The organism is Streptosporangium canum (genome assembly GCF_900113865.1).
GTDB classification, from domain to species: domain Bacteria; phylum Actinomycetota; class Actinomycetes; order Streptosporangiales; family Streptosporangiaceae; genus Streptosporangium; species Streptosporangium canum.
Map to the genome: position 1 here is coordinate 200,891 of NZ_FOQY01000007.1, position 21,789 is coordinate 222,679.

The following is a 21,789-nucleotide window of genomic DNA, read 5'->3' on the forward strand; positions in this document are numbered from 1 at the left end:
GGGAGCCGGGCCGGGCCGGACCCGCGGGCGTGCGCCCCGGGGCGCCGGGCGGGGAGGACGCGTGAGCCGGGTCCTGCTGTTCACCGGTAAGGGCGGCGTCGGCAAGACGACCGCGGCGGCCGCCACCGCCACCCTCGCGGCCAGGTCGGGGCGTAAGACGCTGGTGGTCTCCACCGACACCGCGCACTCGCTCGCCGACACGCTCGGCGCGACCGCCGGCGCCGAGCCCACCGAGGTCTCGCCCGGCCTCCACCTGCACCAGGTGGACACCCAGAAGGCGCTGGAGCGCCAGTGGGGCGACCTGCGCGACTACGCCAGGGGCTTCTTCGCCGAGCTGGGCCTGGACGAGGTCACCGCCGAGGAGATCACCGTCCTGCCGGGCGCCGAGGAGGTCATCGCCCTGCTGGAGCTGCGCGAGCAGGCCCGCAGCGGCCGCTGGGACGTCATCGTCATCGACTGCGCGCCCACCGCCGAGACGCTCCGGCTGCTCGCCCTGCCCGAGGCCCTCGACTGGCACGTCAACCGGCTGCTGCCGGTCGGCAGGCGGCTCCTGCGCACGCTCTCCCCGCTCATCCGCCGGGTGGCGCAGGTCAGCGTGCCCGAGGACCACGTGGTCGGCGCGGGGGAGCGGCTCCACCGGGGCCTGCTGGAGGTCCGAGAGCTGCTCACCGGGCCCGACGCCAGCGTCCGGCTGGTGCTCACCCCCGAGGCCGTCGTGCTGGCCGAGGCCCGCCGCACGCTCACCTCCCTCAGCCTGTACGGCTATCGCGTCGACGCGGTGATCGCCAACCGGGTCTTCCCCGCCGGGGGCGCCGACCCGTGGCGGCAGCGGTGGGTGGAGGCCCAGGCCGGGCACCTGGCCGAAGTCGAGCAGTCCTTCGCCCCGCTGCCCGTCCACACCGTGCCCTACCTGGACGCCGAGCCCGTCGGCCCCGCCGCCCTCGCCCGGGTCGCCGAGGCCATGTACGGCGCGTCCGACCCCTTCGCCCCGCCCACCGCGGACCCACCGCTGCGGATCACCCCCGAGGGCGAGCTGATCCTGGCCCTGCCGTTCGCCGAGAAGGGCGAGGTGGACCTGGCCCGCAAGGGCGACGAGCTGATCGTCAACGCGGGCTCCTACCGCCGGGTCCTGGCCCTGCCCGCGGCCCTGGCCCGCAGATCCGTGCGAGAGGCCGTGCTCCGCGACGGCTTTCTCCGGGTACGGTTCCAATCGGGAGGGCCTGATGACTGAGAAGACCGACAAGACCGGCAGGACCGACAACGACCGGGACCCGCTGGGGAACGCGACCGAGGAGGCGTTCAAACTCTTCGACACGTTCCAGCAGAGAGCGGCCAGAGAGCTGCGGAAGAACCTGATCAAGGGCACGATGACCGGGTTCGGCAGTGCTTTCTCCGGCGGCGGAAGCCGTGCCGGCAGCCGTGACGTGTGGGAGGAGGCGGTCTCCGAGCATGACGAGTACATCTGCCGGGCCTGCCCCGTCTGCCGTGCGATGGCCGCCCAGCGCGAGTCCGGCGGAGCGGTCGCCGACCACCTGATGCAGGCGGGCAGCGAGCTGTTCGCCGCGTTCAGGTCGGCCGTCGACGGGCTCAACAAGCCCACGCCCGCGCAGCGGGCACGGGAGCGCGGCAGGGAAGAGACCCCCGTGGAGCACATCGACCTGGGGTGAGCCCAGGGGGAAAGGGTGGACAATGGCGCTGACCATCGGCGTTGACATCGGCGGTACCAAGGTCGCGGCGGGCGTCGTGGACGAGGACGGCCGCATCGTCGAGCACCTTCTGCGGCCCACCCCGGCCACCAACCCCGAACAGGTCGCCGAGACGATCGCCGAGGCGGTCCGGGAACTGTCCAAGGGCCGGGAGATCGAGGCCGTCGGCCTCGGCGCCGCCGGGTTCGTCGACGAGACCCGGTCCATGGTGCGGTTCGCGCCCAACCTCGCCTGGCGCGAGGAACCGCTGCAGAAGAAGGTCTCCGACCTCGTCGGCCTGCCCGTCGTGGTGGAGAACGACGCCAACGCGATGGCGTGGGGCGAGGCCAAGTTCGGCGCCGGGCGCGGTGAGAGCCATCTGGTCTGCGTGACCGTCGGCACCGGCATCGGCGGCGGGGTCGTGCTGGACGGCGCCCTCTACCGTGGCCGCTGGGGCATGGGCGCCGAGCTCGGCCACATGCAGGTGGTGCCGGAGGGCCGCCTGTGCGGGTGCGGCAACCTCGGCTGCTGGGAGCAGTACGCCAGCGGCAACGCCCTGGTCGCCGAGGCCAGGGCGATCGCCGAGGCCGACCCGGCACGCGCCGCCCTGCTGCTGGAGATCTCCGGCGGCACCCCCGAGCACATCGAGGGCCACGAGATCACCGAGGCGGCCGGGCAGGGGGACCCGGCCGCGCTGGCGGCGTTCTCCGCGATGGCCGAGTGGCTCGCCCAGGGCCTGTGCGACCTCGCCGCGGTCCTCGACCCCGGGTGCTTCGTCCTCGGCGGCGGCGTCTCCCGCGCCGCCGACCTCTGGATCGGCCAGGTCCGTGAGGCCTTCGCCCGCAACCTGACCGGCCGGGGACACCGTCCCCTGGCCGACATCCGCCTGGCCGAGCTGGGCGCGTCGGCCGGTCTGGTCGGCGCGGCGGACCTCGCCCGCAGGCGCTGACGTCTGTCCGCGGGCTCTGGCACACCGGGGCCCGCCGGGCTACTCTCACGGCACGTCCCGTCATGTCCCATGACGCTCCGTCGAGTGAGGTGGCTGCGGTGCTCAGGGTCGCCAGCTACAACGTGCGTTCCATGAAAGACGACGTCGCCGCGCTGGGACGGGTGATCAGCGCGATCCACCCCGACGTGCTCTGCGTGCAGGAGGCCCCCCGCTTCCTGTGCTGGCGCCGCAGGCGCGGGCGGCTGGCCGCCTCCGGCGGGCTGACCGTGGCGGCGGGCCGCCGTCTGGGCGGGGTGGCGGTGCTGGTCGGTCCGGGCGTGCGGCTGCTGCACGGCGAGGGGCACCTGCTCAGGTGGTTCCCCGGTCTGGAACAGCGCGCGGTCGCGATCGCGGTGCTGGAGGCCGAGGGGCGGCGGGTGGCCGTCGGCTCCGTCCACCTGGACCTCGACAGGGGCGCCCGGCTGTGCCACGCGACGGAGGCGCTGGCCCTGCTGCGGGCCGCCGCCGGCCGGTTCGGCGCGCTGCCGGTGCTCGCCGGGGACATCAACGAGCAGTCCCACGAGCCGGCCTGGCGGCACCTGGCCGGGCACCTGACCGACTGCTACCCGGTCTCGCCGCGCGGTGACGGGCTCACCTTCCCCGCCCGGCGGCCCGGGAGACGCATCGACGCGATCTTCGCCGCGGCGGGGCTCCCGGTCCTCTCCTGCGGCGTGGCCGAGGCCGATCCCGCCGATCTGGTGGCCGCCACCGACCATCTGCCGGTGGTGGCCGAGCTGGGCCGGCCGCACCCGTAGGAGGGCAACCGGGGGGAGCGGGCACGCGAGCCGGGCGCGGCCCTTACCATTTGAGCATGACCCGTCGCCTTCCGCGGCGTGCGCTGGCGCTCTGCGCGGGAGGCCTGCTCCTGCTGTCTCCGCGTCTGCCCGCCGCCCACGCCGAGCCCGCCAGCCCGCCCGCGGCGGAGGCATGGCAGGCGCCGACCAGCGCGCGGCTGAGCAGTGACGGGTCGCTGTCCGACGTGGCCGGGGTCTCGGCCACCAGTGTCTGGGCGGTGGGCCAGCAGAGCGTCTGGGACATCTGGCAGAGCCGGGGCGCGATCACCCACTGGGACGGCGTGACCTGGACCGAGGTCGGCATCCGCAACGATCCCACCGGCGCGGGGCTCCTGCGCTCGGTCGCGGCCGCCTCCCCGACCGAGCTGTGGGCCGTCGGCGAGGGCCATGACGGCCTGCCGTACCTGGCGAGGGGAGACGGGTCGGCCTTCGACCGGGTCACCGTCGACAGCCTGCGGGTGGGCGACTGGCTGGGCGGGGTGGCGGCCGCCCCCGGCCGGATGGTCGCGGTCGGCCGCCGCGACAAGCACCCGCTCGTCGTCACCGGGACCGGGAGCGGCAAGTGGAAGCTCACCCAGCTCGAGGGGAAGGGCACGCTGTACGGCGTGGCCCTGGCCGGCAAGAGCGACGGGTGGGCGGTGGGCGACACCGGCCGCAGGCCGCTGATCACGAGGCTGTCCGGCGGGCGCTGGAAGACCTTCCACGTCCCGGACATCCCCGGCGGCTACCTGCGCGACATCCACCTCGACGGGCCGAAGCGGGCGCTGGCCGTCGGCGGCGTCTACGACGACTCCGGCAGGGCCGGCCCGCTGATCCTGTCCTGGAACGGCAAGAAGTGGTCCCGGCTGACCCCGCCCGGCGGCGACGTGCGCCTGTACGGCGTGACCGGTGACCGCAAGGGCCGTTTCTGGATCTCCGGGGTGGATCTGGAGCGGCCCGGCGAGGCCTTCCTGCTCCGCTACGACGGCCGCACGGTCAGGCCGCTCCGCGGCGCGGCCGCCGTCGCCCCGCGGACCATCAGGCTCCAGTCGGTGGCCTATCTGCCGGGCGCCGGCACCGTGGTCACCGTGGGCCACGTGGTGGACGCCGACGGCCGCTACACCGACGTGATCGAGCGGCTCGGCACCTCGGAGCGCGCCAAGCCGTAGCCGTCAGATGACCGCGCCGTCGTCCCAGCCGGAGTCGTTGGGCGGGCCGTCGCCCATCCGCACCACGAGCGCCACGAAACCGCCGATGAACGCCGCGACCGCGGTGAACAGCATCCAGCCCTGCAACTGCCAGTTCAGGGCGGCGCTGAGCAGCAGGTAGGCCGGGCCGCCGAAGAGGGCCAGCCAAGCGAGCTTGGTGGTGGTGTCCGTCTTGGGCAGCGGAGGCGGCGGCGGGGGCACGTAGTGACCCTCGTCGTCGGGATCCGCCTGCTCGGTGTCGGTGTCGGTATCGGCGTCGGAGAGGTCCTCCGCCGGCGGGCGCTCGTCCTCGTCCGACTGTTTGACCACGCGCCGGGGAGGTTCGGAGGGCAGGTTCTCGCTGTCGGGCCACGGCTGGTCGGCCGAGTCGCGTACGGCGGTGTCGTTGAAGGACGCGACGATCTGACGCCAGACCTCGTCCTCATCGCTTTGAGGTGTCACTTAGCTGGGCTCGTTACTCATCAGCGGGCCACTTCCTCCCGGAAACCGCGCATCCCCCACTCGCGATCAGTCTCTCTGCAAGGGTAGCGAGGTGTTCGCGTGGACGAACTCCAGGCTCCCCGAGAAGATCCGATCCGCGTCGTTGTCGAGCGTCGCGACGTGGTAGCTGTCGTTGAGCTCCACCACATTAAGATTCCCCCCGCTCAGCCTCTCACGCAGAATACGCACACTGGCCGGTTTCACCACATGGTCCTGCGAGCTGTGGAAGACCAGCACCGGCTGGGTGACCTTGCCCAGCTCCGCCTGGGTCAGTGCCCACAGCCGGGGAAGGCTGGCCGCGGCCCTCACCGGAGTGCGTGTGTAGCCTAGCTCGGTCGCCCCCTCCTTCTTGATGTCGCCCGCCACGCCCGCCACCGACGGGACCACCAGCCCGAGCAGCGGCGCCAGCCGGAGCAGCGGCACGTCGCTGGTCACCGACGGGTTGACGATCACCAGCCCCCTGATCCCCGCACCGTGGACCTGGGCCAGCCGCAGCGCCATGCAGCCGCCCATGGACAGGCCCATCACGAAGATCTCGGCGCACTGGCCGCGCAGGTCGGCCAGGGTCCTGTCCAGCTCGGCGTACCAGTCCTCCCAGCGGGTGCGGTTCATCTCCTGCCAGGTGGTGCCGTGGCCGGGCAGCCGGGGCAGCGCCACGGTCAGGCCGGCCGCGGCCAGGTGCTCGCCCCACGGGCGCAGCGACTGGGGCGAGCCGGTGAATCCATGGCAGAGCAAGACGCCGATCTGACCACCTTTATGGTGGTACGGCTCCGCGCCGGGCATGACTGGCATCGTAGCTCCTTGTAAGGTTCGCCCGATCGTCGCACGAGTGGGGCATATTTTGCGAGAGGTCGATTTGAGTGGTTTCGCGGTGTAGTTGGCCGGCACCGGAGATGCGAAGATAACTCAAGGTCCCGCCTGTCAATCGAAGGAGCCTCACGTGTTCTACTGGGTGGTGAAGGCCATCCTCTGGCCCTTCCTCCATCTCGTCTTCCGTCCGTGGGCGGAGGGGGTGGAGAACGTGCCCAAGGAGGGGCCGGTAATCCTGGCGGGCAACCACCTGTCATTCGCCGACCATTTCTTCGGGGCGCTCTTCCTGCCGCGCAAGGTGATCTCTCTCGGCAAGTCCGACTACTTCACCGGCCGCGGCCTCAAGGGCGTCCTCAGCCGGGCCTTCTTCAGCGGCGTGGGCACCGTCCCGATCGACCGTTCGGGAGGCAAGGCCAGCGAGGCGGCGCTCCGCACCGGCAAGCGCATCCTCGGCGAGGGCCAGGTGCTCGCCATCTATCCCGAGGGCACCCGCTCGCCCGACGGCCGCCTCTACAAGGGCAAGACCGGTGTGGCCAGGCTGGCGCTGGAGTCGCGCGCGCCGGTCATCCCGTGGGCGATGGTCAACACCTTCGAGATGATGCCTCCCGGCCGTCCCCTCCCCAAGCTGGGCATCCGCCCCGGGGTGAGGTTCGGCAAGCCGCTGGACTTCTCCCGCTACTACGGGATGGAGGAGGACCGCCTCGTCCTGCGCGCCGTCACCGACGAGATCATGTACGCGTTGATGGAGCTCGCCGATCAGGAGTACGTCGACAAATACGCCGCGAGCGCCAAGGCCGAGGCCGCCCGCGCGGCCAAGGAGTCCGGCAGGCGCCGCTGACGGCACCCGGCCTCGCCGGGCCCGGCCGGAGGGGCAGCCGCCGCCGACGGCCCCCGGCCGGCCTGATCGGACGGAGGGCTCCGGGAGTGTGCCCGCCGCCGCGGCCTTCCCGAACCTGCCGCACGCACTGCAGTGGACGCTTCTGGTGGTCAGTGTGACCGGCTGTCTGCTGATCGGCCTGCTGACGGTCTGGATCGACAGGCACCAGGGCCATCCGCTCGTCGGGCCGTTCCTGTCGACCGGCTTCCTCGGCGGGTTCACCACCTTCTCCTCCTACGCGGTGAACATGGAGGACAAGTTCCACTCCGGCGACACCGGCGTGGCCGTCATCCATCTCGTGCTCACCCCCGTGCTCGCGATGATCGCCGTATTCGTCGGGACGGCCATCGCGAGGAGAGTGATGTGACCGCCGCGATCCTGGTGCTGCTGGGCGGCGCCGTCGGCGCCTCGCTCCGCGACCTCCTCGGGGTCCGGATCCCCACGCGCTTCCCGTGGGCCATCTTCGTGGCGAACGTGGCGGCCTCGTTCCTGCTCGGCCTGGTCGTGGAGGGGACGGTCGCCGGGCGGCTGCCCGAATGGCTGCTGCTCCTGGCCTGCACCGGCTTCTGCGGCGCGCTCAGCACCTACAGCACCCTGGCCAACGACACCCTGCGCCTGGCGGAGAAGGGCGAACGCCGCCTCGCGGTGGCCAACATGGGGATCAACGTCGTGTTCGGCCTCGTGGCGGCGTTCATCGGCGCGGCCCTGGCCCGGGCCCTCTAGCGGCACGGGCACCGGGCGGAGCACGGCGCCCCCAGCAGGCCGTACGGTCACCGGTCAGCCGGCCGTAGGATCAGCCGGGCACCGGTCAGCCGGCCGTACGGGTGCCGGGATCACGTGGCCGGTCGCTCGCGGGCAGCGCCGACCAGGCGGTCCGGATCTCCTGCGCCACACCGGCCAGCGGCCCCGATCCGGGGAGCGGGCCCGGAGAGGCCGGGACGGGCCACTCCTGTACGGCCGCCGCCAGCCTCCGCAGACCCGCGACCGTGGCCGTCACGTCGGCGGAGGAGGGGACGGCGGCCCCCGACCGGGCCTGGACGGCCGCTTCGATGACCGCTTCGCCGATCCGCTGCAGGGCCACGACCTCCGGCCACCAGGCCGCCGTCCAGGGGCCGGCCGAGACGACCGCGCCCGCCCGCACCGCCGCGGCCCAGGGGACCGGGACCTTCTTCGGACGGAGGGTACGGCTGAGCCATCCGTCCGCCGGGACGCCCATCCCCGCGGTCTAGCCCGAGCCGAACTGCAGATCCGAGCCGGCCAGCTGCTCGGCCTCGGTCTCCTTCAGACGGAAGAACCTGTCGACGACCTTGCCGATCACGAAGGTGACCACGAAGCAGTAGACGGCCACCACCACGATGGACAGCGCCTGCTTGCCGAGCAGCGCGCCGCTCCCGCCGTAGAACAGGCCCGCGGTGCCGACCACGCCGGTCGAGAAGAACCCGATCAGCAGCGTGCCCACGATGCCGCCCATGCCGTGCACGCCGACCACGTCCAGGGTGTCGTCGTAGCCGAGGACGAACTTCCACTCGACGGCCATGGAGCAGAGGGCGGCGGCCACGACGCCGATCACCAGGGTGCCTTCGACGTTCACGTAGGCGCACGAGGGCGTGATGGCGACCAGCCCGGCGACGGCCCCGGTGGCCGAGCCCAGCTTGCTGAGCCTGCGGGCACGGAGCCACTCCAGGAACATCCAGGTCAGCATGCCCACACAGCCCGCGATCATGGTGCTCAGGAACGCCGTCACCGCGGTCGGGCCGTCGTTCAGCGCCGATCCGCCGTTGAAGCCGAACCAGCCGAACCAGAGCAGGGCCAGGCCGAGCATGACCAGCGGGATGTTGCTGGGCTGGGGCGGCTCGCCGCGCCGGTACCGGACGCCGGGTCCCAGGGCCACGGCCAGGGCCAGGCCCGCCACGCCCGAGTTGAGCTCGACCACCAGCCCGCCGGCGAAGTCGAGCGTGCCCATCCGGTGGATCCAGCCGGCGCTGTCGAAGACCCAGTGCGCGATCGGGAAGTAGACCAGGGTGACCCAGAGCACGGAGAAGATCATCCACGGTCCCACACGGATGCGCCCGGCCACCGAGCCGCTGATCAGCGCGACGGTGATGATGGCGAAGGTGAGCTGGAAGAGCGCGTAGGCGTAGGTCGGGACCGACCCCGTCAGGTCGGTGGGCCTGATGTTCGCGAAGCGGAAGTCGCCGAAGCCGATCAGGCCGATCCCGCCCGCGTCCGGGCCGAAGACGAGCCCGTAGCCGTAGGCGAACCACAGGACGGTCACCAGGCTGATCGAGACGAAGCTCATGAAGAGCATGCTGAAGACGTTCTTCGAACGGACCATGCCGCCGTAGAAGAAGGCGAGCCCCGGTGTCATCAGCAGCACCATGGCGGTGCTCACCAGCACCCAGGCGGAATCGCCGGTATTCAATCCGGTGGGCATCGTCGAACCTCGCTTATGGCCACTTCCGATCTGTCGATTAATGATCGGAAGTATTCATGGCGAAACGCCGAATTCCGGGATTTTGACGCTAATAAAACAGTGCAGGTGGAGATGGGTAAAAAATAGGTACTGACACGATTAAAAGCACTTCTGTCCGGTGGGCTGCGGACCGACCCCGGGAATGACAGGCCGGGATGGCTCCACTCGGCCGGTAACCGCCGAACGAGGAGAATGCCGAACGAGGAGAATTTCGGGAAGGCCGACGTGACATCGACGACTCCGGCGGCGACCGCTCCGCACCCGCGCGTCCTGAATCCCCTCACCATGATCATCTCTGTGGTCCGCGGGATCGGGCAGGTCGACTTCATGGCCAGCCCCTGGGCCGGGCTCGTCTTCATCGTCGCCCTGGCCGCCGGCAACTGGCGCTACGCCGTCTACGGGGTGCTGGGCTCGGCGGTGGCCACGCTCACCGCCTACGCCTTCGGCGCCGCGCGCGACCGGGTCGAGATGGGCCTCGAAGGGTTCAGCGGCACCCTCATCGGCGTCGCGTTCGTCCTCTACTTCGGGATGAGCTGGATGACCACGCTCCTGGTCGTCGCGGGGTGCGTGGCGGGCAGCGTGGTCACCTCCGCGCTGGTCACCCTGCTCAAACCGTTCAACCTGCCGACCTTCACCGCGCCGTTCTGCATCGTCACCAGCGTGATGCTGCTCGCGGCTCCCTCCTTCGAGCGCATCAGGCAGGGCAGGATCGGCCCCGCGCTCCCGTCCGCGGCGACCGGCCGTACGGCGCTCACCTGGTCCGACATCTGGCAGGGCATGTTCAACGGCATCGGCCAGGTCTTCTTCCAGAACAAGTGGTACGTCGGGCTCATCTTCCTGGTCGGGCTGGTGGCGGGCAGCCGGATCGCCGCCGTCGCCGCGGTGGTCTCCAGCCTGATCGGGCTGGCGGTCGCCTGGGTGCTGGGCGCGCCCGCCGCCGACATCGCCGCCGGCCTGTACGGCTACAACGCCGTCCTGGCGGGGATGGCGCTCGCCGGGATCTTCGTCGTGCTGTCCCCGGCCGGCGGCGTCTACGCGGTGGTCGGGGCGATCGCGGCCACCGGCCTGACCGCGGCCCTGACGACCTTCTTCACCCCGTTCGGCGGTCACACCCTGACGTGGCCGTTCGTCCTGGTGACCTGGAGCTTCCTCGCGGCGGTCCCGGCGCTCGCCTGGCTCAGGCGCGCCGGGTGACTACGCCGGACGGGAAATCCGCCGGTCGGCTCGGCCGGACAGAAAACCCGATAACACACAAAGGAGATTTCTTATGAATCTCGCACCGCGAGAACTGGACAAACTGCTGATATATGTCGTGGCCGACCTGGCGGCCAAGCGCAAGGAACGCGGCCTGAAGCTCAACTACAGCGAGACGGTGGCACTCGTCAGCGCCGCCGTCCTGGAGGCCGCCCGCGAGGGCAAGTCGGTCGCCGACTGCATGGAGCTCGGCAAGAAGGTCGTCGGACCGGCCGACGTCATGGACGGCGTGCGGGAGATGCTGCCGCTCATGCAGGTCGAGGCCACCTTCCCGGACGGCTCCAAGCTCGTCTCCTGTCACGACCCCGTCGGCGCCTGAGGATGCCGGCGCTGCAGCGGGCGCGGCCACCGCGGAGGAGATGGGATCCGGCGATGGCGCGACGGCCACCGGTGGAACGGGAGACGGTGCTCGTCGGCGGGCACGAGAGCCGGTACGGCCGGGCGCTCGGCGGGCTGCCCGGCGCGACGGTCACGGCCGTCGGCCGGGATCTGCACGCCCTCACCCGGCGCCCGGCGGTCGTCGTCCCGATGACTCTCGGGCGGGACCCGGGGCTGGCGGACCAGATCGCGCAGATCCTCCGCTGGAACGGCCGTGGCCGGGAGCCGGGCGAGCTGCTGCTCGCCCCGCCGCTGGGCACCATCGCCCACCTGGTCGGCTGGCTGCGGGCGGCGGCGGGCCGCGCGACCGGTCAGGCTCCCGCGCCGGCCCCGCCTGCCGGGCCCCGGGCGGTGCTGGTGACCGCGCCGGCGGCCTCGGCCGAGGCCGACGCGGAGCTGTTCCGCGTGGCCCACCTGGTCCGCCGGCACAGCGGGCTCCGCTGGGTCGAGGTCGCGTTCACGGACGGGGATCCGGACATCGCCGAAGGGGTGGCCCGGTGCCGCCTGCTCGGCGCGCGGCACGTGACGGCCGTCCCGGCGTCGTTCGCCGAGCCGAGCCTGCCCGAGGGCGTGAGCTGGGCGGGCCCGCTGCTCTCCACGGCCTCCCTGGAGGAGCTGGTCGGGCGGCGGGTCGCGACCGCGCGTGAACGGTGGGACAGGGACGCCGACGACGGCCTCGCCGCCGCGCACCACCACCACGATCACAGTCACTGAGAGGGAAGTCATGGCACGCAAGACCAGACCGCACGAAGGCCTGCCGAGGCACGAACGCTACATATACGGCGAAGGCGAGATCGAGATCAACCAGGGGCGCAGGAAGGCCAGCCTGACCGTCCGCAACACCGGGGACCGGGCCGTCCAGATCTGCTCCCACTACCACTTCTTCGAGGTCAACCGGGCGATCTCCTTCGACCGGGACGCGGCCTTCGGCATGCACCTCGACCTCCCGGCGGGCAACGCCATCCGGATCGAGCCGGGCGACACCCACAACGTCAACCTCGTCGAGTACGGCGGCGGCCTGCGCGTCTACGGCTTCAGCGGGCTGGTCGACGGCAGCGTCCGCGCCGACAAGGCCCGCCGGGTCGCGCTGGAGCGGATGGACATCCTCGGCTTCCTCGACGAGCCCGCCGGTCAGGGCGGGACGGCCGAGAAGGCACCTCCGAAGAAGGTCCCGGCGGCCGCCGCGCAGAAGGCACCTCCGAAGAAGGTCCCGGCGGCCGCTGCGCAGAAGGCACCTCCGAAGAAGGCCCCGGCGGCTGCTGCGCAGAAGACTCCGGCGGCCTCGGCCAAGAAGGCCCCGGCGGCCGCGGCGAAGAAGACTCCGGCGGCCTCGGCCAAGAAGGCCCCGGCGGCCTCCGCGAGGAAGGCCCCGGCGGCCTCCAGGAAGAAAGGCTGACGCCCCATGGTGTCCATGAGTCGCAAGCAGTACGCCGACATGTTCGGCCCCACCGTCGGAGACCGGATCCGGCTCGCCGACACCAACCTCGTGATCGAGGTGGAGAAGGACTACAACGCCGGCTTCTACGGCGACGAGTCCGTCTACGGCGGCGGCAAGACCGCCCGTGACGGGATGGGCTCCGCGCCCAACGCCACCAACCACAGCGGCGCGCTCGACATGGTGATCACCAACGTCGTCGTCGTCGACCCGGTCCTCGGCATCGTCAAGGGGGACATCGGCATCAGGAACGGCCTGATCGCGGGCATCGGCAAGTCGGGAAACCCGAACACCGAGAACGGCGTGGACCCGAGGCTCGTCATCGGCCCCGGCACCGAAGTGCTGTCCGGCGAGCACACGATCGCCACCCCGGGGGCCATCGACAGCCACGTCCACCTCATCTCCCCGCAGCAGGTCGAGGCCGCGCTGAGCAACGGGATCACCACGCTGATCGCCGGCGGCGTCGGCCCCTCCGACGGCAGCCGGGGCACCACCTGCACGCCCGGCCCGTGGGGGATCAGCCGGATGCTCCAGTCGTTCGAGAACCTCCCGATCAACATCGGCCTGATGGCCAAGGGCAACGGCAGCCGGCCCGGACCGCTGAGCGAGCAGATCCTGGCCGGGGCGTGCGCGCTGAAGGTCCACGAGGACTGGGGCTCGACCCCCGCGGTGATCGACAACGCGCTGGCGATCGCCGACGAGTACGACGTCCAGGTCGCCATCCACACCGACACCCTGAACGAGAGCGGCTTCCTGGAGGACACGATCAGCGCCATCGACGGGCGCGCGATCCACACCTTCCACACCGAGGGCGCGGGCGGCGGCCACGCCCCCGACCTGCTCCGGATCGCGGGCGAGCCGAACGTGATGCCCTCCTCGACCAACCCGACGCTGCCCTACACCGTCAACTCCATGGACGAGCTCCTGGACATGGTGATGGTCTGCCACCACCTCAGCCACGACAACCCCGAGGACGTCGCCTTCGCCGACAGCCGGGTCCGCGCCGAGACCATCGCCGCCGAGACCGTCATGCACGACCTGGGCGTGATCAGCATGGTCTCCTCCGACTCGCAGGCGATGGGCCGGATCGGGGAGTCCTTCACCCGGGCCTTCCAGATCGCCCACCACTGCAAGGAACTGCGCGGCAAGCTGCCGGAGGACTCCGACCGCAACGACAACTTCCGGGTCCTGCGCTACCTGGCCAAGCTGACGATCAACCCGGCCCGCACCACGGGCATCTCCGACGCGGTCGGCTCCCTGGAGACGGGCAAGATCGCCGACATCGTGATCTGGCAGATGTACGGCTTCGGCGCCAAGCCGTACATCGTCGTCAAGGGCGGGCACATCAACTGGGCGCAGATGGGCGACCCGAACGCCTCGCTGCCGACGCCCCAGCCGGTCTACTACCGGCCCATGTTCGGGGCGTTCGGCAAGGCGCTGCCCGCGACGAACATCACCTTCATGTCGCAGGCCGGCATCGCGGCCGGAGTGCCCGGCAAGCTCGGCCTGGAGCGGATGATCCGCCCCGTGCGGGGCTGCCGCACGATCGGCAAGCAGGACATGATCCGCAACAACGCGCTGCCGACGATCGAGGTGGACCCGGAGACCTACAAGGTCACGCTGGACGGCGAGCAGGCCGCCATCGAACCGGCCGCCAGGCTGCCGCTGACCCAGCTCTACTTCATCGCGTGACCGTCGCGTGAACCTCGCCTCGCTGCTGGCCCAGCTCCAGCTGACCGACTCGGCCTTCCCGAGCGGTCTGTACACGCTGTCGCACGGCCTGGAGGGCTACATCCAGTCGGGCCTGGCGGGTCCGGCGGACCTGCCGGGCCTGCTGGCCGACCTGCTCAGCCACGCCGTGGGGCCGGGCGACGCGACGGCACTGGTGCTCGCGCACCGCGCGGCGGCCGAGGGGGACTGGGACCGGCTGGTGGCGGCCGACCGGCGGCTGCACGCCGTCAAGCTCAACCGCGAGCTCAGGTCGGCCGCCACCCGGACCGGCCGCCAGGTCCTGGACACCGCCGGCCGCGTCTTCGGGGGGCCGGTGGTCGGGAAGCTGGCGGCCCTGGTGCGGGAGGGGGCCACGCCGGGCAACCACGCGGTCGTGGTCGGGACGGTCCACGCCGGTCTGGGGGTGCCCGAGAGGCAGGCGGTCGCCGGGGACCTGTTCGCCTTCGCCTCCAGCTGGACCGCCTCCGCCGTCCGCATGGGCAGGGTGGACTTCCGCCAGGCCCAGGCCATCCTGTACGGCGCGCACCCCGGCATCGCGCGCGCCGCGGCGACCGCCCTGGCGGCCCGGAGCCCGTACGACATCCACGCCTCGGTGCCCCTCGCCGACATCGTCTCCGCCGCCCACGAGCGGGCCGAGGCCCGCCTCTTCACCACCTGACCGCACCACCGAGAGGATCACCGTGGAGAACGTACTGAAGGTAGGCGTCGGCGGCCCCGTGGGCTCCGGCAAGACGGCCCTCATCGAGGCCGTGGTGCCCTTCCTGATCGAGCGCGGGCACAGTCCGGGCGTCATCACCAACGACATCTACACCCAGGAGGACGCCCAGCACGTCCGCCGCTCGCTGGCCGGCGTCCTCGACCCGGACCGGGTGGTCGGCGTCGAGACCGGGGCCTGCCCGCACACCGCGGTCCGGGACGACCCCACCATGAACCTCGCCGCGGGCGCCGAGATGCTCGACAGGTTCCCCGACATCGACATCCTGCTGTTCGAGAGCGGCGGCGACAACCTGACGCTCACCTTCAGCCCGGCCCTGGCCGACATCTACATCTTCGTGCTCGACACCGCCGAGGGCGAGAAGATGCCGCGCAAGCGCGGCCCGGGGATCACCGACTCGGACCTGCTCGTGATCAACAAGATCGACATCGCCCAATACGTCCGCACGGACCTGGCGGTGATGGAGGGCGACGCCCACCGCGTGCGCGCCGGCCGTCCCGTCGTCCTCACCGACTGCCTGACCGGTACCGGCGTGGCCGAGGTCGCCGACTTCATCGAAGTACGCGGGGCCGTGACGTGTTCCTCGGCGCGGTAGCGGCGGAAGGGGTCCCCGTGGACAGGCTGTCCGCCGAGCACTACACGGTGGACCGGATCCCGGAGGCCGTGGCCCGCCACGCGGGGATCCCCGACACGCTCGCGGTGGGCAGCCCCGGCAAGGTGGGGGTGCTGGAGCTGGGGTTCGACAGGATCGGCGGGCGGACCGAGCTGACCGGTCACTACCAGAAGACGCCGCTGCAGATCATGCGCCCGATCTACTACGACGAGCGGCGGCCGCAGATGCCCTACGTCATGCTGATGTCGTCCGGCGGCGGCGTCCTCCAGGGGGACCGCTACCGGATGGACTTCACCTGCGGCGCCGGGGCCGAGGTGAACCTGACCACGCAGGCCGCCACGAAGATCTACAAGATGGAGCAGGACTACGCCACCCAGCTCGTCACCATCGCGGTGGGGGCGGGCGGTTACGTGGAGTATCTCCCCGATCCGGCGATCCCGTTCGCGCGCTCCCGGTTCTACCAGCGCACCGAACTGGTGGTCGACCCCTCGGCCACGGTGGTGCTGAGCGAGAGCATGCTCGCGGGCCGCCTCGCACGCGGGGAGCGCAACGACTACGACGCGTTCTGCACCGACCTGGAGGTGAGCCGCCCGGACGGCGAGATCCTCTTCGCCGACACCCTGCGGCTGGTGCCCTCCGACGGCGGCGTCACGGGACCCGCCGTCCTCGACGGCTTCGGGGCGATGGCCTCGCTGTTCGTGGTGACCGCCGGCGCCCCCGCCACGATAGTGGCCGACACCCTGCACGAGGCGCTGGCCCCGTACGGCCTGCGGGCCGGAGCCAGCGTGCTGCCCCAGGACTGCGGCGCCTGGGCCCGCGTCTTCGGAGCGGAGTCCCCCGAGGTCGGCGAGGCCCTCCGGGCGGCCTGGGACGCCGTCCGCCGCCTCCTCATCGGCGTTCCGTCACCCCGCCGCCGCAGACCCTGACGGCGCTCCCGTCGGCCGGCCGGGACGCCACGGGGTCAGCGGGTCGACTCCCGGACGACCAGCTCGGGCTGGAACATGATCTGCTGGTGGGCGTGGGACTCCGGATTGTCGCACTCGTCGAGCAGGAGCTCGGTGGCGACCCGGCCCAGCCGGTGGGTCGGCTGCCGGACCGAGCTGAGCGAGACCGCCGAGGCCGAGGCGAAGTCGATGTCGTCGTAGCCGATGAGCGCGACGTCCTCGGGCACCCGGACGCCCGCCTGGAGCAGCCCGCGCATCATGCCGAGGGCCAGCAGGTCGTTGGCGCAGAACACGGCGTCCGGCAGCCGCCCCTGGGAGATCATCTTCTCGGCCGCCTGCTGCCCCGCCCTGGCGTTCATCGCGTCCGTCGCGATCTCCTCCAGCGCCCGCCCGGGGTCGCGGCCCGCCGCCGCCAGCGCCCGCTCGGCCCCGATCCGCCGGTCGAGGCACTGGCGGACGGTGAGGGGGCCGGTGACGTAGGCGATCCGCTCGGCCCCGCCGTTCAGCAGGTGGGAGACCGCCAGGGAGCCGCCGGTGACGTCGTTGACCGCGACGGAGCACTGGTCGGGCCGCTCGGCCGGATGGTCCACCAGGACCACGCTGATGCCGCGCTCCCTGAGCTGGTCGAGCTTGGCGAGAGACGCCCCCGCCGGGGTGATGAGCACCCCCCGGACCCGCTGCTCGGCGAAGACCAGCAGGTTGCGCTCCTCCTTGAACCGGTCGCCCGAGGAGTTGCCCAGGATCACCGCGTATCCACGCTCGCTGGCCCCCTCCTCCACGCCCGCCGCCACGTCGGTGAAGAACGGGTTGCCGATGTCGATGACCGACAGGCCGATCGTGCGGCTGTGCCCGGCCCGCAGGCTGGAGGCCGAACCGTGACGGACGAACCCGAGCTCGCGGATGGCCTTCTCGACCCGGACGCGCGTGGACTCGGCGACCTTCTCCGGGCGGTTGAGCACGTTGGACACCGTGCCGGGGGAGACTCCGGCACGCGCTGCGACATCCTTGATGCTCACCGAACTCATGAGCATTGATTAAAACGTAACAAACCCCGGTGCGCCAGTTACGGCACCAGCTCTCCGGCGGCGAGCGGCAGCCGGCCGGCCAGCAGGGCACCCGCGGCCTTGAGGTGCTCGGCCACCTGGGCGGACTCGCCGCCCTCATGGCCGTTGAAGCGCCACACGCGGATGTCCTTGGGGCCCGCGTGGTGGTTGTAGGCGGCGAAGACGGTGGAGGCCGGGGTCACGCCGTCGCGCAGGCCGACCGAGAAGAGTGCCGGGGTGGTGTTGCGGGCGGCGAAGTTCACGCCGTCGAAATGGTCGAGGGTGGCGAAGACCTGGTCGTCGCGGTGGCGGTTGGCCCTGAGGAACCGGCCGAGCTCGGCGTAGGGGTCCTCGTCGGTGATCTCGGCGGCGTGGCGGATGTGCGACATGAACGGCACGTCGATGAAGGCGAACAGCAGGTCCGGGACCAGGGCGCTGACGGCCATCGCGAGCGCGCCGCCCTGGCTGGCGCCCGAGACGACGACGCGCGAGGGGTCCACCAGCGGGTGGGAGCGGGCGGCTTCGACGGCGCGGACGCCGTCGGCGTACAGGCGGCGGTAGTAGTAGCCGTCGGGGTCCAGCACACCCTGGGTGAGCTTGCCGCTCACCTGCGGTCCGGTGCCGCCCACCGGGTCGGCGGTGTCACCCGCGCGCCCGCCGCCCTGTCCCCGGGAGTCCATCACGAAGACCGCCCATCCGGCCACCGGCCAGGTCAGCCAGTCGTGCGGCAGGCCCCGGCCGCCGTTGTAGCCGATGTACTGCACCACGCACGGCAGCGGGCCGCCGGCCGCGGCCGGCACCAGCAGCCAGCCCCGGATCTCGTGCCCGCCGAAGCCCGCGTAGCGGACGTCGAAACAGCGCACCAGCGACAGGCCGGTCTCCACCTCGGTGAAGACGGGGCCCAGGTCGTGCCGCCGCGTCTCGGCCAGCGTCCGGTCCCAGAAGGCGTCGAACCCGGCGGGCTCCCGGCGCTCGGGCCGGTACTCCCTGAGCTGTTCGAGGGGCATGTCGACGAACACGAAGTCTCCCGATGGTGAGGCGTTCTTCAGCGAGAACAGGATGGATCGATGACGTCCGGTCGGTCCGGTGGGCTCGGTGCCCGGCCGGTGGCCCGGCGCCATCGGTCATTGTGTCCACTTCTGGGGCTATCCGCCAGAGGTGACCGGCAGGAGGGCTTCCATGGTGGAAGGTCCGGTTCTCCGGGTCTCCGCGTGGCCGTACGCGGGTGTTGACAGTGGCGCGCGTCCCGCGTAGCTTCGCCAACGTTTCGTTAAAACGTTTTTAGGTGGAGTTGTCATGAAGCGCGTCTGCTTCCTGCTCAAGGTGCGGCCGGACCGGCTGGACGAATACCGCGAACGGCACGCCGCGGTGTGGCCGGAGATGCTCGACGCCCTGCGGGCCACCGGCTGGCGCAACTACTCGCTGTTCGTACGGGACGACGGGCTCCTCGTCGGCTACCTGGAGACCGACGACTTCGAGGCCGCGCTGGCGGGGATGGCCGCGACCGGGGTCAACGCGCGGTGGCAGGCGGAGATGGCGCCGTTCTTCGAGGGCCTGGACGGCCGCCCGGACGAGGGCATGGCGACGCTCACCGAGGTGTTCCACCTCGGCTGATCCGCGCTCCCGGGCGGCCAGGGCCGCTCAACCGGCCTTCAAGCCGGGATCCGCTCAGCCGGCCTTCAGATGCTCGCCGATCTGGCGGATGTGCTCGGGGGTGGTGCGGCAGCAGCCGCCGACGAAGGCGGAGCCCGCGGCGTGCCAGTCGGCCGCCGCCGCGCCGAACTCGGCCGGATCGGCCAGCCCGAGCCAGCGGCGGTTCGCGGCGTCCCAGGTCTCGCCGGAGTTCGGATAGACCATCACCGGCTTGCCCTCGATCCGGCCGATGAGACTGGGGATGTGGCGCGGAGCCGTGCAGTTGACGCCGACGGCGATCACCTGCGGGTCGCCGGCGAACAGGGCGGCGGCCTCCTTGAGCGGGGTGCCGTCGCTGATGTGCTCGCCGTCGCGGCAGGAGAAGCTCACCCAGGCCCGGGTCCCCGGGGTCTCGGCGAGCAGCCGGCCCAGCGCCCTGGCCTCGGCGTAGGACGGGATGGTCTCGCAGGCCAGCAGGTCGGCCCCGCTGCCGGCCAGGATGTGCCAGCGGTCGCGGTGCCAGTCGGTCAGGCCGTCCTCGTCGAGGTCGTAGTCGCCGGTGTACTCGGCGCCGTTGGCCAGGTAGGCCCCGTAGGGCCCGACGCTCGCGGCCACCGTGCCCGTGCCGTGGGAGTCCCTGGCCTCCGCGGCCAGGCGCACCGACAGCACGATCAGCTTCTCGGCCTCGCGCGCGCTCAGCCCCCGCCGCACGAACGCCGGGATGCTCGCCTGGTAACTCGCCGTGGTCGCCACCTCGGCCCCGGCGGCGAAGTAGTCGAGATGCGCCTGCCTGATCACCGAGGGGTTCTCCAGCAGGAGTTTCGCCGACCAGAGCTCGTCCCGCAGGTCGGCGCCGAGCGCCTCCAGATGGGTGGCCAGTCCGCCGTCCAGAATTACCATTTCGCTACTTTATGTCATTGTTCGTCGCGTCGGGTCCCGGCCGGGGCGGCGGCGGGCCCGCCGTGAGACCGGCCGCGGAACCTGTCGCGGGACCAGCGGCGACGCCGATCGCGGGGTCCGGCGCGGGACCTGCGGCGGGACCGATCGGGGGGCCAGCCGGGACGGGTCCCGCGATCGGTCCGGACCGCGCCGGTCAGCCGATCCGGCGCAGGGCCTCGGCCAGGCCGGACAGGCCCACCGGGCCGAGCTCCAGGGCCGCGGTGTGCCAGCGGCGCAGGTCGAAGGCCGCGCCCAGGCGCTGCCGGGCCTCCTCGCGGGCGGCCAGCCAGGCGCGCTCGCCCAGCTTGTAGGAGGGGGCCTGGCCCGGCCAGCCGAAGTAGCGGACCACCTCGGCGTGGACCCGGTGCGGCTCGCAGCGGCCCTGGTCGCGCAGCACCTCGCACGCCTTGTCGAAGGTCCACTTCGAGCCGTCGGGCAGCGGCAGGTCCAGGTGGACGCCGATGTCGATGACCACCCGGGCGGCCCGCAGCGCCGACGCGCCGAGCATGCCCAGCCGGGTGCCCGGCTCGGTGAACCAGCCCAGCTCGTCGGCCAGCCGCTCGGCGTACAGCGCCCAGCCCTCGCCGTGCCCGCTCACCCAGGAGTTCCTGCCGAAGCGCGACAGGCTGTCCCCGGCCACGCGGGTGGCCCCGAGCTGGAGGTGGTGGCCGGGCACGCCCTCGTGGAAGACGGTGGTCAGCTCGTTCCAGGTCTCGAACCGCCTCCGGTCGCCGCCCACCGGCCACCACGTGCGGCCCGGCCGCGACAGGTCCTCACTCGGCGAGGTGTAGTAGGCCGCGCCCGAGGTCGAGTCCAGGGCCAGCGTGACGTCCACCCGGCGCAGCGGCTCGGCGATGTCGAAGTGGGTGCCGTGCAACCGCTCGACCGCCTGGTCGTGACGCTCCTGCAGCCAGCCCCGGTAGGCGTCCACGCCCTCCACGTACTGCGTCTCGTTGAGGATCGTGGTCGCCTCCTCCACCGAGGCGCCCGGCCGTACCCGCTGCGCCTCGGCGGCCAGCTCGGCCCCGATGCGGCCCAGCTCGGCCCAGCCCCACTGGTAGGCGTCCACCAGGTCGATGTCGGCGCCCAGGTTGAGCCGGGCGCCCACCGCGTAGCGCTCGGCGCCGACCGCGTCCTCCTGGGCCGCCCGGGGGGCGTACTCCTCCCGCAGGTAGCGGGTGGCCTCGGCGTATCCGGCGTGCGCCGCCTCGGCGCCCCGCTCCAGCTCGGCCCGGACCGGGCCGTCGCCGTAGCTCGTCACGATCGCCCCGTGGGTGCCGTCGCTCGCGAAGAGAGCGGTCTGCACGGCCAGTTCCAGCGCCTGGCGGCGGGCCGCCGGCATGCCCTGGGCGAGACCGGCCTCCAGGCTCGCCCGCCAGCCGTCCAGCATCTCCGGAACGGCGGCGAGCCGGGCCGCCACGTCCCGCCACTCGTCGTCGCTGCCGTGCGGCAGCAGATCCACGCTGTCGCGCAGGTCGGTGATCAGCCCGAACGGCGCCTGCACCGCGCGGAACGGCTCGCCGATCTCGTGCCAGGCGAGCTCGGCCTCGAGGCGCTCCCGCAGGTGCGCGGCGGCCCGCACGTCCGCCTCCCCCTGCGGCGGCAGGGAGGCGAGCCTGCCCAGCGTGTCGCTGATCAGGGCGGCCCGGGCGGCGATGCCGTCCGGGCCGTAGTCGGTGGCCGGGGCGAATTCGACGTCGATGCCGATCATCCCGGCGCCGACCGGGTCGAGCGCCGCCGAACGGGTGACATATTCATCGCAAAGGGCGAAGATCGGGCTGGTCATCCCGGCACTTTAGCCGACCTGACCT

General features: G+C 72.1%; 25 protein-coding genes. 17 read left to right on the forward strand and 8 right to left on the reverse strand.

All coding sequences use genetic code 11. The features are described 5' to 3' along the window. The first annotated feature begins 61 nt into the window (after positions 1 to 61). From BM085_RS13280 to BM085_RS13300, 5 genes are all read left to right on the forward strand, one after another. Entirely contained in the window at positions 62 to 1,231 is a 1,170-nt protein-coding gene (locus BM085_RS13280) for an ArsA family ATPase (RefSeq protein ID WP_093887302.1), read from the forward strand. Further along, positions 1,224 to 1,667, forward strand: coding sequence for a DUF5304 family protein (locus BM085_RS13285; protein WP_093887303.1), 444 nt, complete (start codon positions 1,224 to 1,226; stop codon positions 1,665 to 1,667). The genes BM085_RS13280 and BM085_RS13285 overlap by 8 nt, the downstream gene beginning before the upstream one ends. Before the next feature lie 22 nt (positions 1,668 to 1,689). Continuing rightward, positions 1,690 to 2,634 (forward strand): ROK family glucokinase, encoded by a 945-nt coding sequence (locus BM085_RS13290; RefSeq protein WP_093887304.1) that lies wholly within the window; start codon positions 1,690 to 1,692, stop codon positions 2,632 to 2,634. 62 nt (positions 2,635 to 2,696) lie between these two features. Continuing rightward, positions 2,697 to 3,428: an endonuclease/exonuclease/phosphatase family protein gene (locus tag BM085_RS13295; protein WP_093887305.1), complete on the forward strand. Its 732-nt coding sequence runs from the start codon at positions 2,697 to 2,699 to the stop codon at positions 3,426 to 3,428. A 56-nt stretch (positions 3,429 to 3,484) separates the two neighbouring features. Next, positions 3,485 to 4,615 carry a hypothetical protein gene (locus BM085_RS13300; protein WP_093887306.1) on the forward strand — a complete coding sequence of 377 codons (1,131 nt, stop codon included), beginning with the start codon at positions 3,485 to 3,487 and terminating at the stop codon, positions 4,613 to 4,615. Between the two features lie 3 nt (positions 4,616 to 4,618). On the opposite strand, the gene BM085_RS13305 is transcribed toward BM085_RS13300, so the two are convergent. Continuing rightward, a complete protein-coding gene (locus BM085_RS13305; RefSeq protein WP_093887307.1) occupies positions 4,619 to 5,095 on the reverse strand; it encodes a hypothetical protein in 477 nt (158 codons plus the stop codon). 66 nt (positions 5,096 to 5,161) lie between these two features. Next, positions 5,162 to 5,926 carry an alpha/beta hydrolase gene (locus BM085_RS13310; protein ID WP_093887308.1) on the reverse strand — a complete coding sequence of 255 codons (765 nt, stop codon included), beginning with the start codon at positions 5,924 to 5,926 and terminating at the stop codon, positions 5,162 to 5,164. 148 nt (positions 5,927 to 6,074) lie between these two features. On the opposite strand from BM085_RS13310, the gene BM085_RS13315 reads away from it, so the two are divergent. The 3 genes from BM085_RS13315 to BM085_RS13325 all read left to right on the forward strand — a co-directional run bounded on the left by BM085_RS13315 (position 6,075) and on the right by BM085_RS13325 (position 7,544). Further along, positions 6,075 to 6,782, forward strand: a complete 708-nt coding sequence (locus tag BM085_RS13315) for a lysophospholipid acyltransferase family protein (protein ID WP_093887309.1) — start codon at positions 6,075 to 6,077, stop codon at positions 6,780 to 6,782. Positions 6,783 to 6,870: 88 nt separating this feature from the next. After that, the gene (locus BM085_RS13320; protein WP_177245089.1) at positions 6,871 to 7,188 is read left to right on the forward strand and encodes a fluoride efflux transporter FluC; all 318 of its coding nucleotides are present in this window, start codon (positions 6,871 to 6,873) and stop codon (positions 7,186 to 7,188) included. Beyond that, complete coding sequence (locus BM085_RS13325; protein ID WP_245789299.1) at positions 7,185 to 7,544, forward strand: fluoride efflux transporter FluC; 360 nt, start codon at positions 7,185 to 7,187, stop codon at positions 7,542 to 7,544. Before BM085_RS13320 ends, BM085_RS13325 begins: the two co-directional genes overlap by 4 nt. Positions 7,545 to 7,629: 85 nt before the next feature. Here BM085_RS13325 and BM085_RS13330 read toward each other — a convergent pair whose 3' ends face one another. Together BM085_RS13330 and BM085_RS13335 are read right to left on the reverse strand one after the other, a co-directional pair. After that, positions 7,630 to 8,037: a hypothetical protein gene (locus tag BM085_RS13330; protein ID WP_093887311.1), complete on the reverse strand. Its 408-nt coding sequence runs from the start codon at positions 8,035 to 8,037 to the stop codon at positions 7,630 to 7,632. 9 nt (positions 8,038 to 8,046) lie between these two features. Further along, positions 8,047 to 9,255 carry an ammonium transporter gene (locus BM085_RS13335; protein ID WP_093887312.1) on the reverse strand — a complete coding sequence of 403 codons (1,209 nt, stop codon included), beginning with the start codon at positions 9,253 to 9,255 and terminating at the stop codon, positions 8,047 to 8,049. A 324-nt stretch (positions 9,256 to 9,579) separates the two neighbouring features. Here BM085_RS13335 and BM085_RS13340 point away from each other — a divergent pair, with 324 nt between their 5' ends. From BM085_RS13340 to BM085_RS13375, 8 genes are all read left to right on the forward strand, one after another. Continuing rightward, positions 9,580 to 10,488 carry an urea transporter gene (locus tag BM085_RS13340; protein ID WP_093887406.1) on the forward strand — a complete coding sequence of 303 codons (909 nt, stop codon included), beginning with the start codon at positions 9,580 to 9,582 and terminating at the stop codon, positions 10,486 to 10,488. Between the two features lie 73 nt (positions 10,489 to 10,561). Then, positions 10,562 to 10,867, forward strand: coding sequence for an urease subunit gamma (gene ureA / locus BM085_RS13345; RefSeq protein ID WP_012889422.1), 306 nt, complete (start codon positions 10,562 to 10,564; stop codon positions 10,865 to 10,867). A 53-nt stretch (positions 10,868 to 10,920) separates the two neighbouring features. Continuing rightward, positions 10,921 to 11,640, forward strand: coding sequence for a sirohydrochlorin chelatase (locus BM085_RS13350; protein ID WP_143120908.1), 720 nt, complete (start codon positions 10,921 to 10,923; stop codon positions 11,638 to 11,640). A 10-nt stretch (positions 11,641 to 11,650) separates the two neighbouring features. Then, the gene (gene ureB, locus BM085_RS47410) at positions 11,651 to 12,322 is read left to right on the forward strand and encodes an urease subunit beta (protein WP_093887314.1); all 672 of its coding nucleotides are present in this window, start codon (positions 11,651 to 11,653) and stop codon (positions 12,320 to 12,322) included. Positions 12,323 to 12,328: 6 nt separating this feature from the next. Next, positions 12,329 to 14,053, forward strand: coding sequence for an urease subunit alpha (ureC, locus tag BM085_RS13360; RefSeq protein WP_093887315.1), 1,725 nt, complete (start codon positions 12,329 to 12,331; stop codon positions 14,051 to 14,053). A 7-nt stretch (positions 14,054 to 14,060) separates the two neighbouring features. Then, positions 14,061 to 14,750 (forward strand): urease accessory protein UreF, encoded by a 690-nt coding sequence (locus BM085_RS13365; RefSeq protein WP_093887316.1) that lies wholly within the window; start codon positions 14,061 to 14,063, stop codon positions 14,748 to 14,750. A gap of 22 nt (positions 14,751 to 14,772) precedes the next feature. Further along, positions 14,773 to 15,402 carry an urease accessory protein UreG gene (gene ureG / locus BM085_RS13370; protein WP_093887317.1) on the forward strand — a complete coding sequence of 210 codons (630 nt, stop codon included), beginning with the start codon at positions 14,773 to 14,775 and terminating at the stop codon, positions 15,400 to 15,402. A gap of 17 nt (positions 15,403 to 15,419) precedes the next feature. Further along, a complete protein-coding gene (locus BM085_RS13375) occupies positions 15,420 to 16,346 on the forward strand; it encodes an urease accessory protein UreD (protein ID WP_093887407.1) in 927 nt (308 codons plus the stop codon). A 35-nt stretch (positions 16,347 to 16,381) separates the two neighbouring features. On the opposite strand, the gene BM085_RS13380 is transcribed toward BM085_RS13375, so the two are convergent. Both BM085_RS13380 and BM085_RS13385 read right to left on the reverse strand, forming a co-directional pair. Then, the gene (locus tag BM085_RS13380; RefSeq protein ID WP_218158701.1) at positions 16,382 to 17,389 is read right to left on the reverse strand and encodes a LacI family DNA-binding transcriptional regulator; all 1,008 of its coding nucleotides are present in this window, start codon (positions 17,387 to 17,389) and stop codon (positions 16,382 to 16,384) included. 38 nt (positions 17,390 to 17,427) lie between these two features. Then, positions 17,428 to 18,426, reverse strand: coding sequence for an acetylxylan esterase (locus BM085_RS13385; protein WP_093887408.1), 999 nt, complete (start codon positions 18,424 to 18,426; stop codon positions 17,428 to 17,430). A 277-nt stretch (positions 18,427 to 18,703) separates the two neighbouring features. Here BM085_RS13385 and BM085_RS13390 point away from each other — a divergent pair, with 277 nt between their 5' ends. Next, positions 18,704 to 19,021 carry an L-rhamnose mutarotase gene (locus BM085_RS13390; RefSeq protein WP_093887319.1) on the forward strand — a complete coding sequence of 106 codons (318 nt, stop codon included), beginning with the start codon at positions 18,704 to 18,706 and terminating at the stop codon, positions 19,019 to 19,021. A gap of 54 nt (positions 19,022 to 19,075) precedes the next feature. Here BM085_RS13390 and mmuM read toward each other — a convergent pair whose 3' ends face one another. Both mmuM and BM085_RS13400 read right to left on the reverse strand, forming a co-directional pair. After that, positions 19,076 to 19,939: a homocysteine S-methyltransferase gene (gene mmuM, locus BM085_RS13395; protein ID WP_093887320.1), complete on the reverse strand. Its 864-nt coding sequence runs from the start codon at positions 19,937 to 19,939 to the stop codon at positions 19,076 to 19,078. A gap of 193 nt (positions 19,940 to 20,132) precedes the next feature. Beyond that, on the reverse strand, positions 20,133 to 21,764 hold the full coding sequence (locus BM085_RS13400; RefSeq protein ID WP_093887321.1) for a DUF885 domain-containing protein: 1,632 nt from the start codon (positions 21,762 to 21,764) through the stop codon (positions 20,133 to 20,135). Between the last annotated feature and the right edge of the window lie 25 nt (positions 21,765 to 21,789).

What these genes read in the sequence shown, in the direction of transcription:
- BM085_RS13400 (WP_093887321.1), bottom strand. Translation starts at nt 21,764, where the DNA reads ATGACCAGCCCGATCTTCGCCCTTTGCGATGAATATGTCACCCGTTCG.
- BM085_RS13300 (WP_093887306.1), top strand. Translation starts at nt 3,485, where the DNA reads ATGACCCGTCGCCTTCCGCGGCGTGCGCTGGCGCTCTGCGCGGGAGGC.
- ureA (WP_012889422.1), top strand. Translation starts at nt 10,562, where the DNA reads ATGAATCTCGCACCGCGAGAACTGGACAAACTGCTGATATATGTCGTG.
- BM085_RS13390 (WP_093887319.1), top strand. Translation starts at nt 18,704, where the DNA reads ATGAAGCGCGTCTGCTTCCTGCTCAAGGTGCGGCCGGACCGGCTGGAC.
- BM085_RS13335 (WP_093887312.1), bottom strand. Translation starts at nt 9,255, where the DNA reads ATGCCCACCGGATTGAATACCGGCGATTCCGCCTGGGTGCTGGTGAGC.
- BM085_RS13380 (WP_218158701.1), bottom strand. Translation starts at nt 17,389, where the DNA reads ATGAGTTCGGTGAGCATCAAGGATGTCGCAGCGCGTGCCGGAGTCTCC.
- BM085_RS13350 (WP_143120908.1), top strand. Translation starts at nt 10,921, where the DNA reads ATGGCGCGACGGCCACCGGTGGAACGGGAGACGGTGCTCGTCGGCGGG.
- BM085_RS13330 (WP_093887311.1), bottom strand. Translation starts at nt 8,037, where the DNA reads ATGGGCGTCCCGGCGGACGGATGGCTCAGCCGTACCCTCCGTCCGAAG.
- ureC (WP_093887315.1), top strand. Translation starts at nt 12,329, where the DNA reads ATGGTGTCCATGAGTCGCAAGCAGTACGCCGACATGTTCGGCCCCACC.
- BM085_RS13285 (WP_093887303.1), top strand. Translation starts at nt 1,224, where the DNA reads ATGACTGAGAAGACCGACAAGACCGGCAGGACCGACAACGACCGGGAC.
- BM085_RS13310 (WP_093887308.1), bottom strand. Translation starts at nt 5,926, where the DNA reads ATGCCAGTCATGCCCGGCGCGGAGCCGTACCACCATAAAGGTGGTCAG.
- BM085_RS13340 (WP_093887406.1), top strand. Translation starts at nt 9,580, where the DNA reads ATGATCATCTCTGTGGTCCGCGGGATCGGGCAGGTCGACTTCATGGCC.
- ureB (WP_093887314.1), top strand. Translation starts at nt 11,651, where the DNA reads ATGGCACGCAAGACCAGACCGCACGAAGGCCTGCCGAGGCACGAACGC.
- mmuM (WP_093887320.1), bottom strand. Translation starts at nt 19,939, where the DNA reads ATGGTAATTCTGGACGGCGGACTGGCCACCCATCTGGAGGCGCTCGGC.
- BM085_RS13295 (WP_093887305.1), top strand. Translation starts at nt 2,697, where the DNA reads ATGTCCCATGACGCTCCGTCGAGTGAGGTGGCTGCGGTGCTCAGGGTC.
- BM085_RS13290 (WP_093887304.1), top strand. Translation starts at nt 1,690, where the DNA reads ATGGCGCTGACCATCGGCGTTGACATCGGCGGTACCAAGGTCGCGGCG.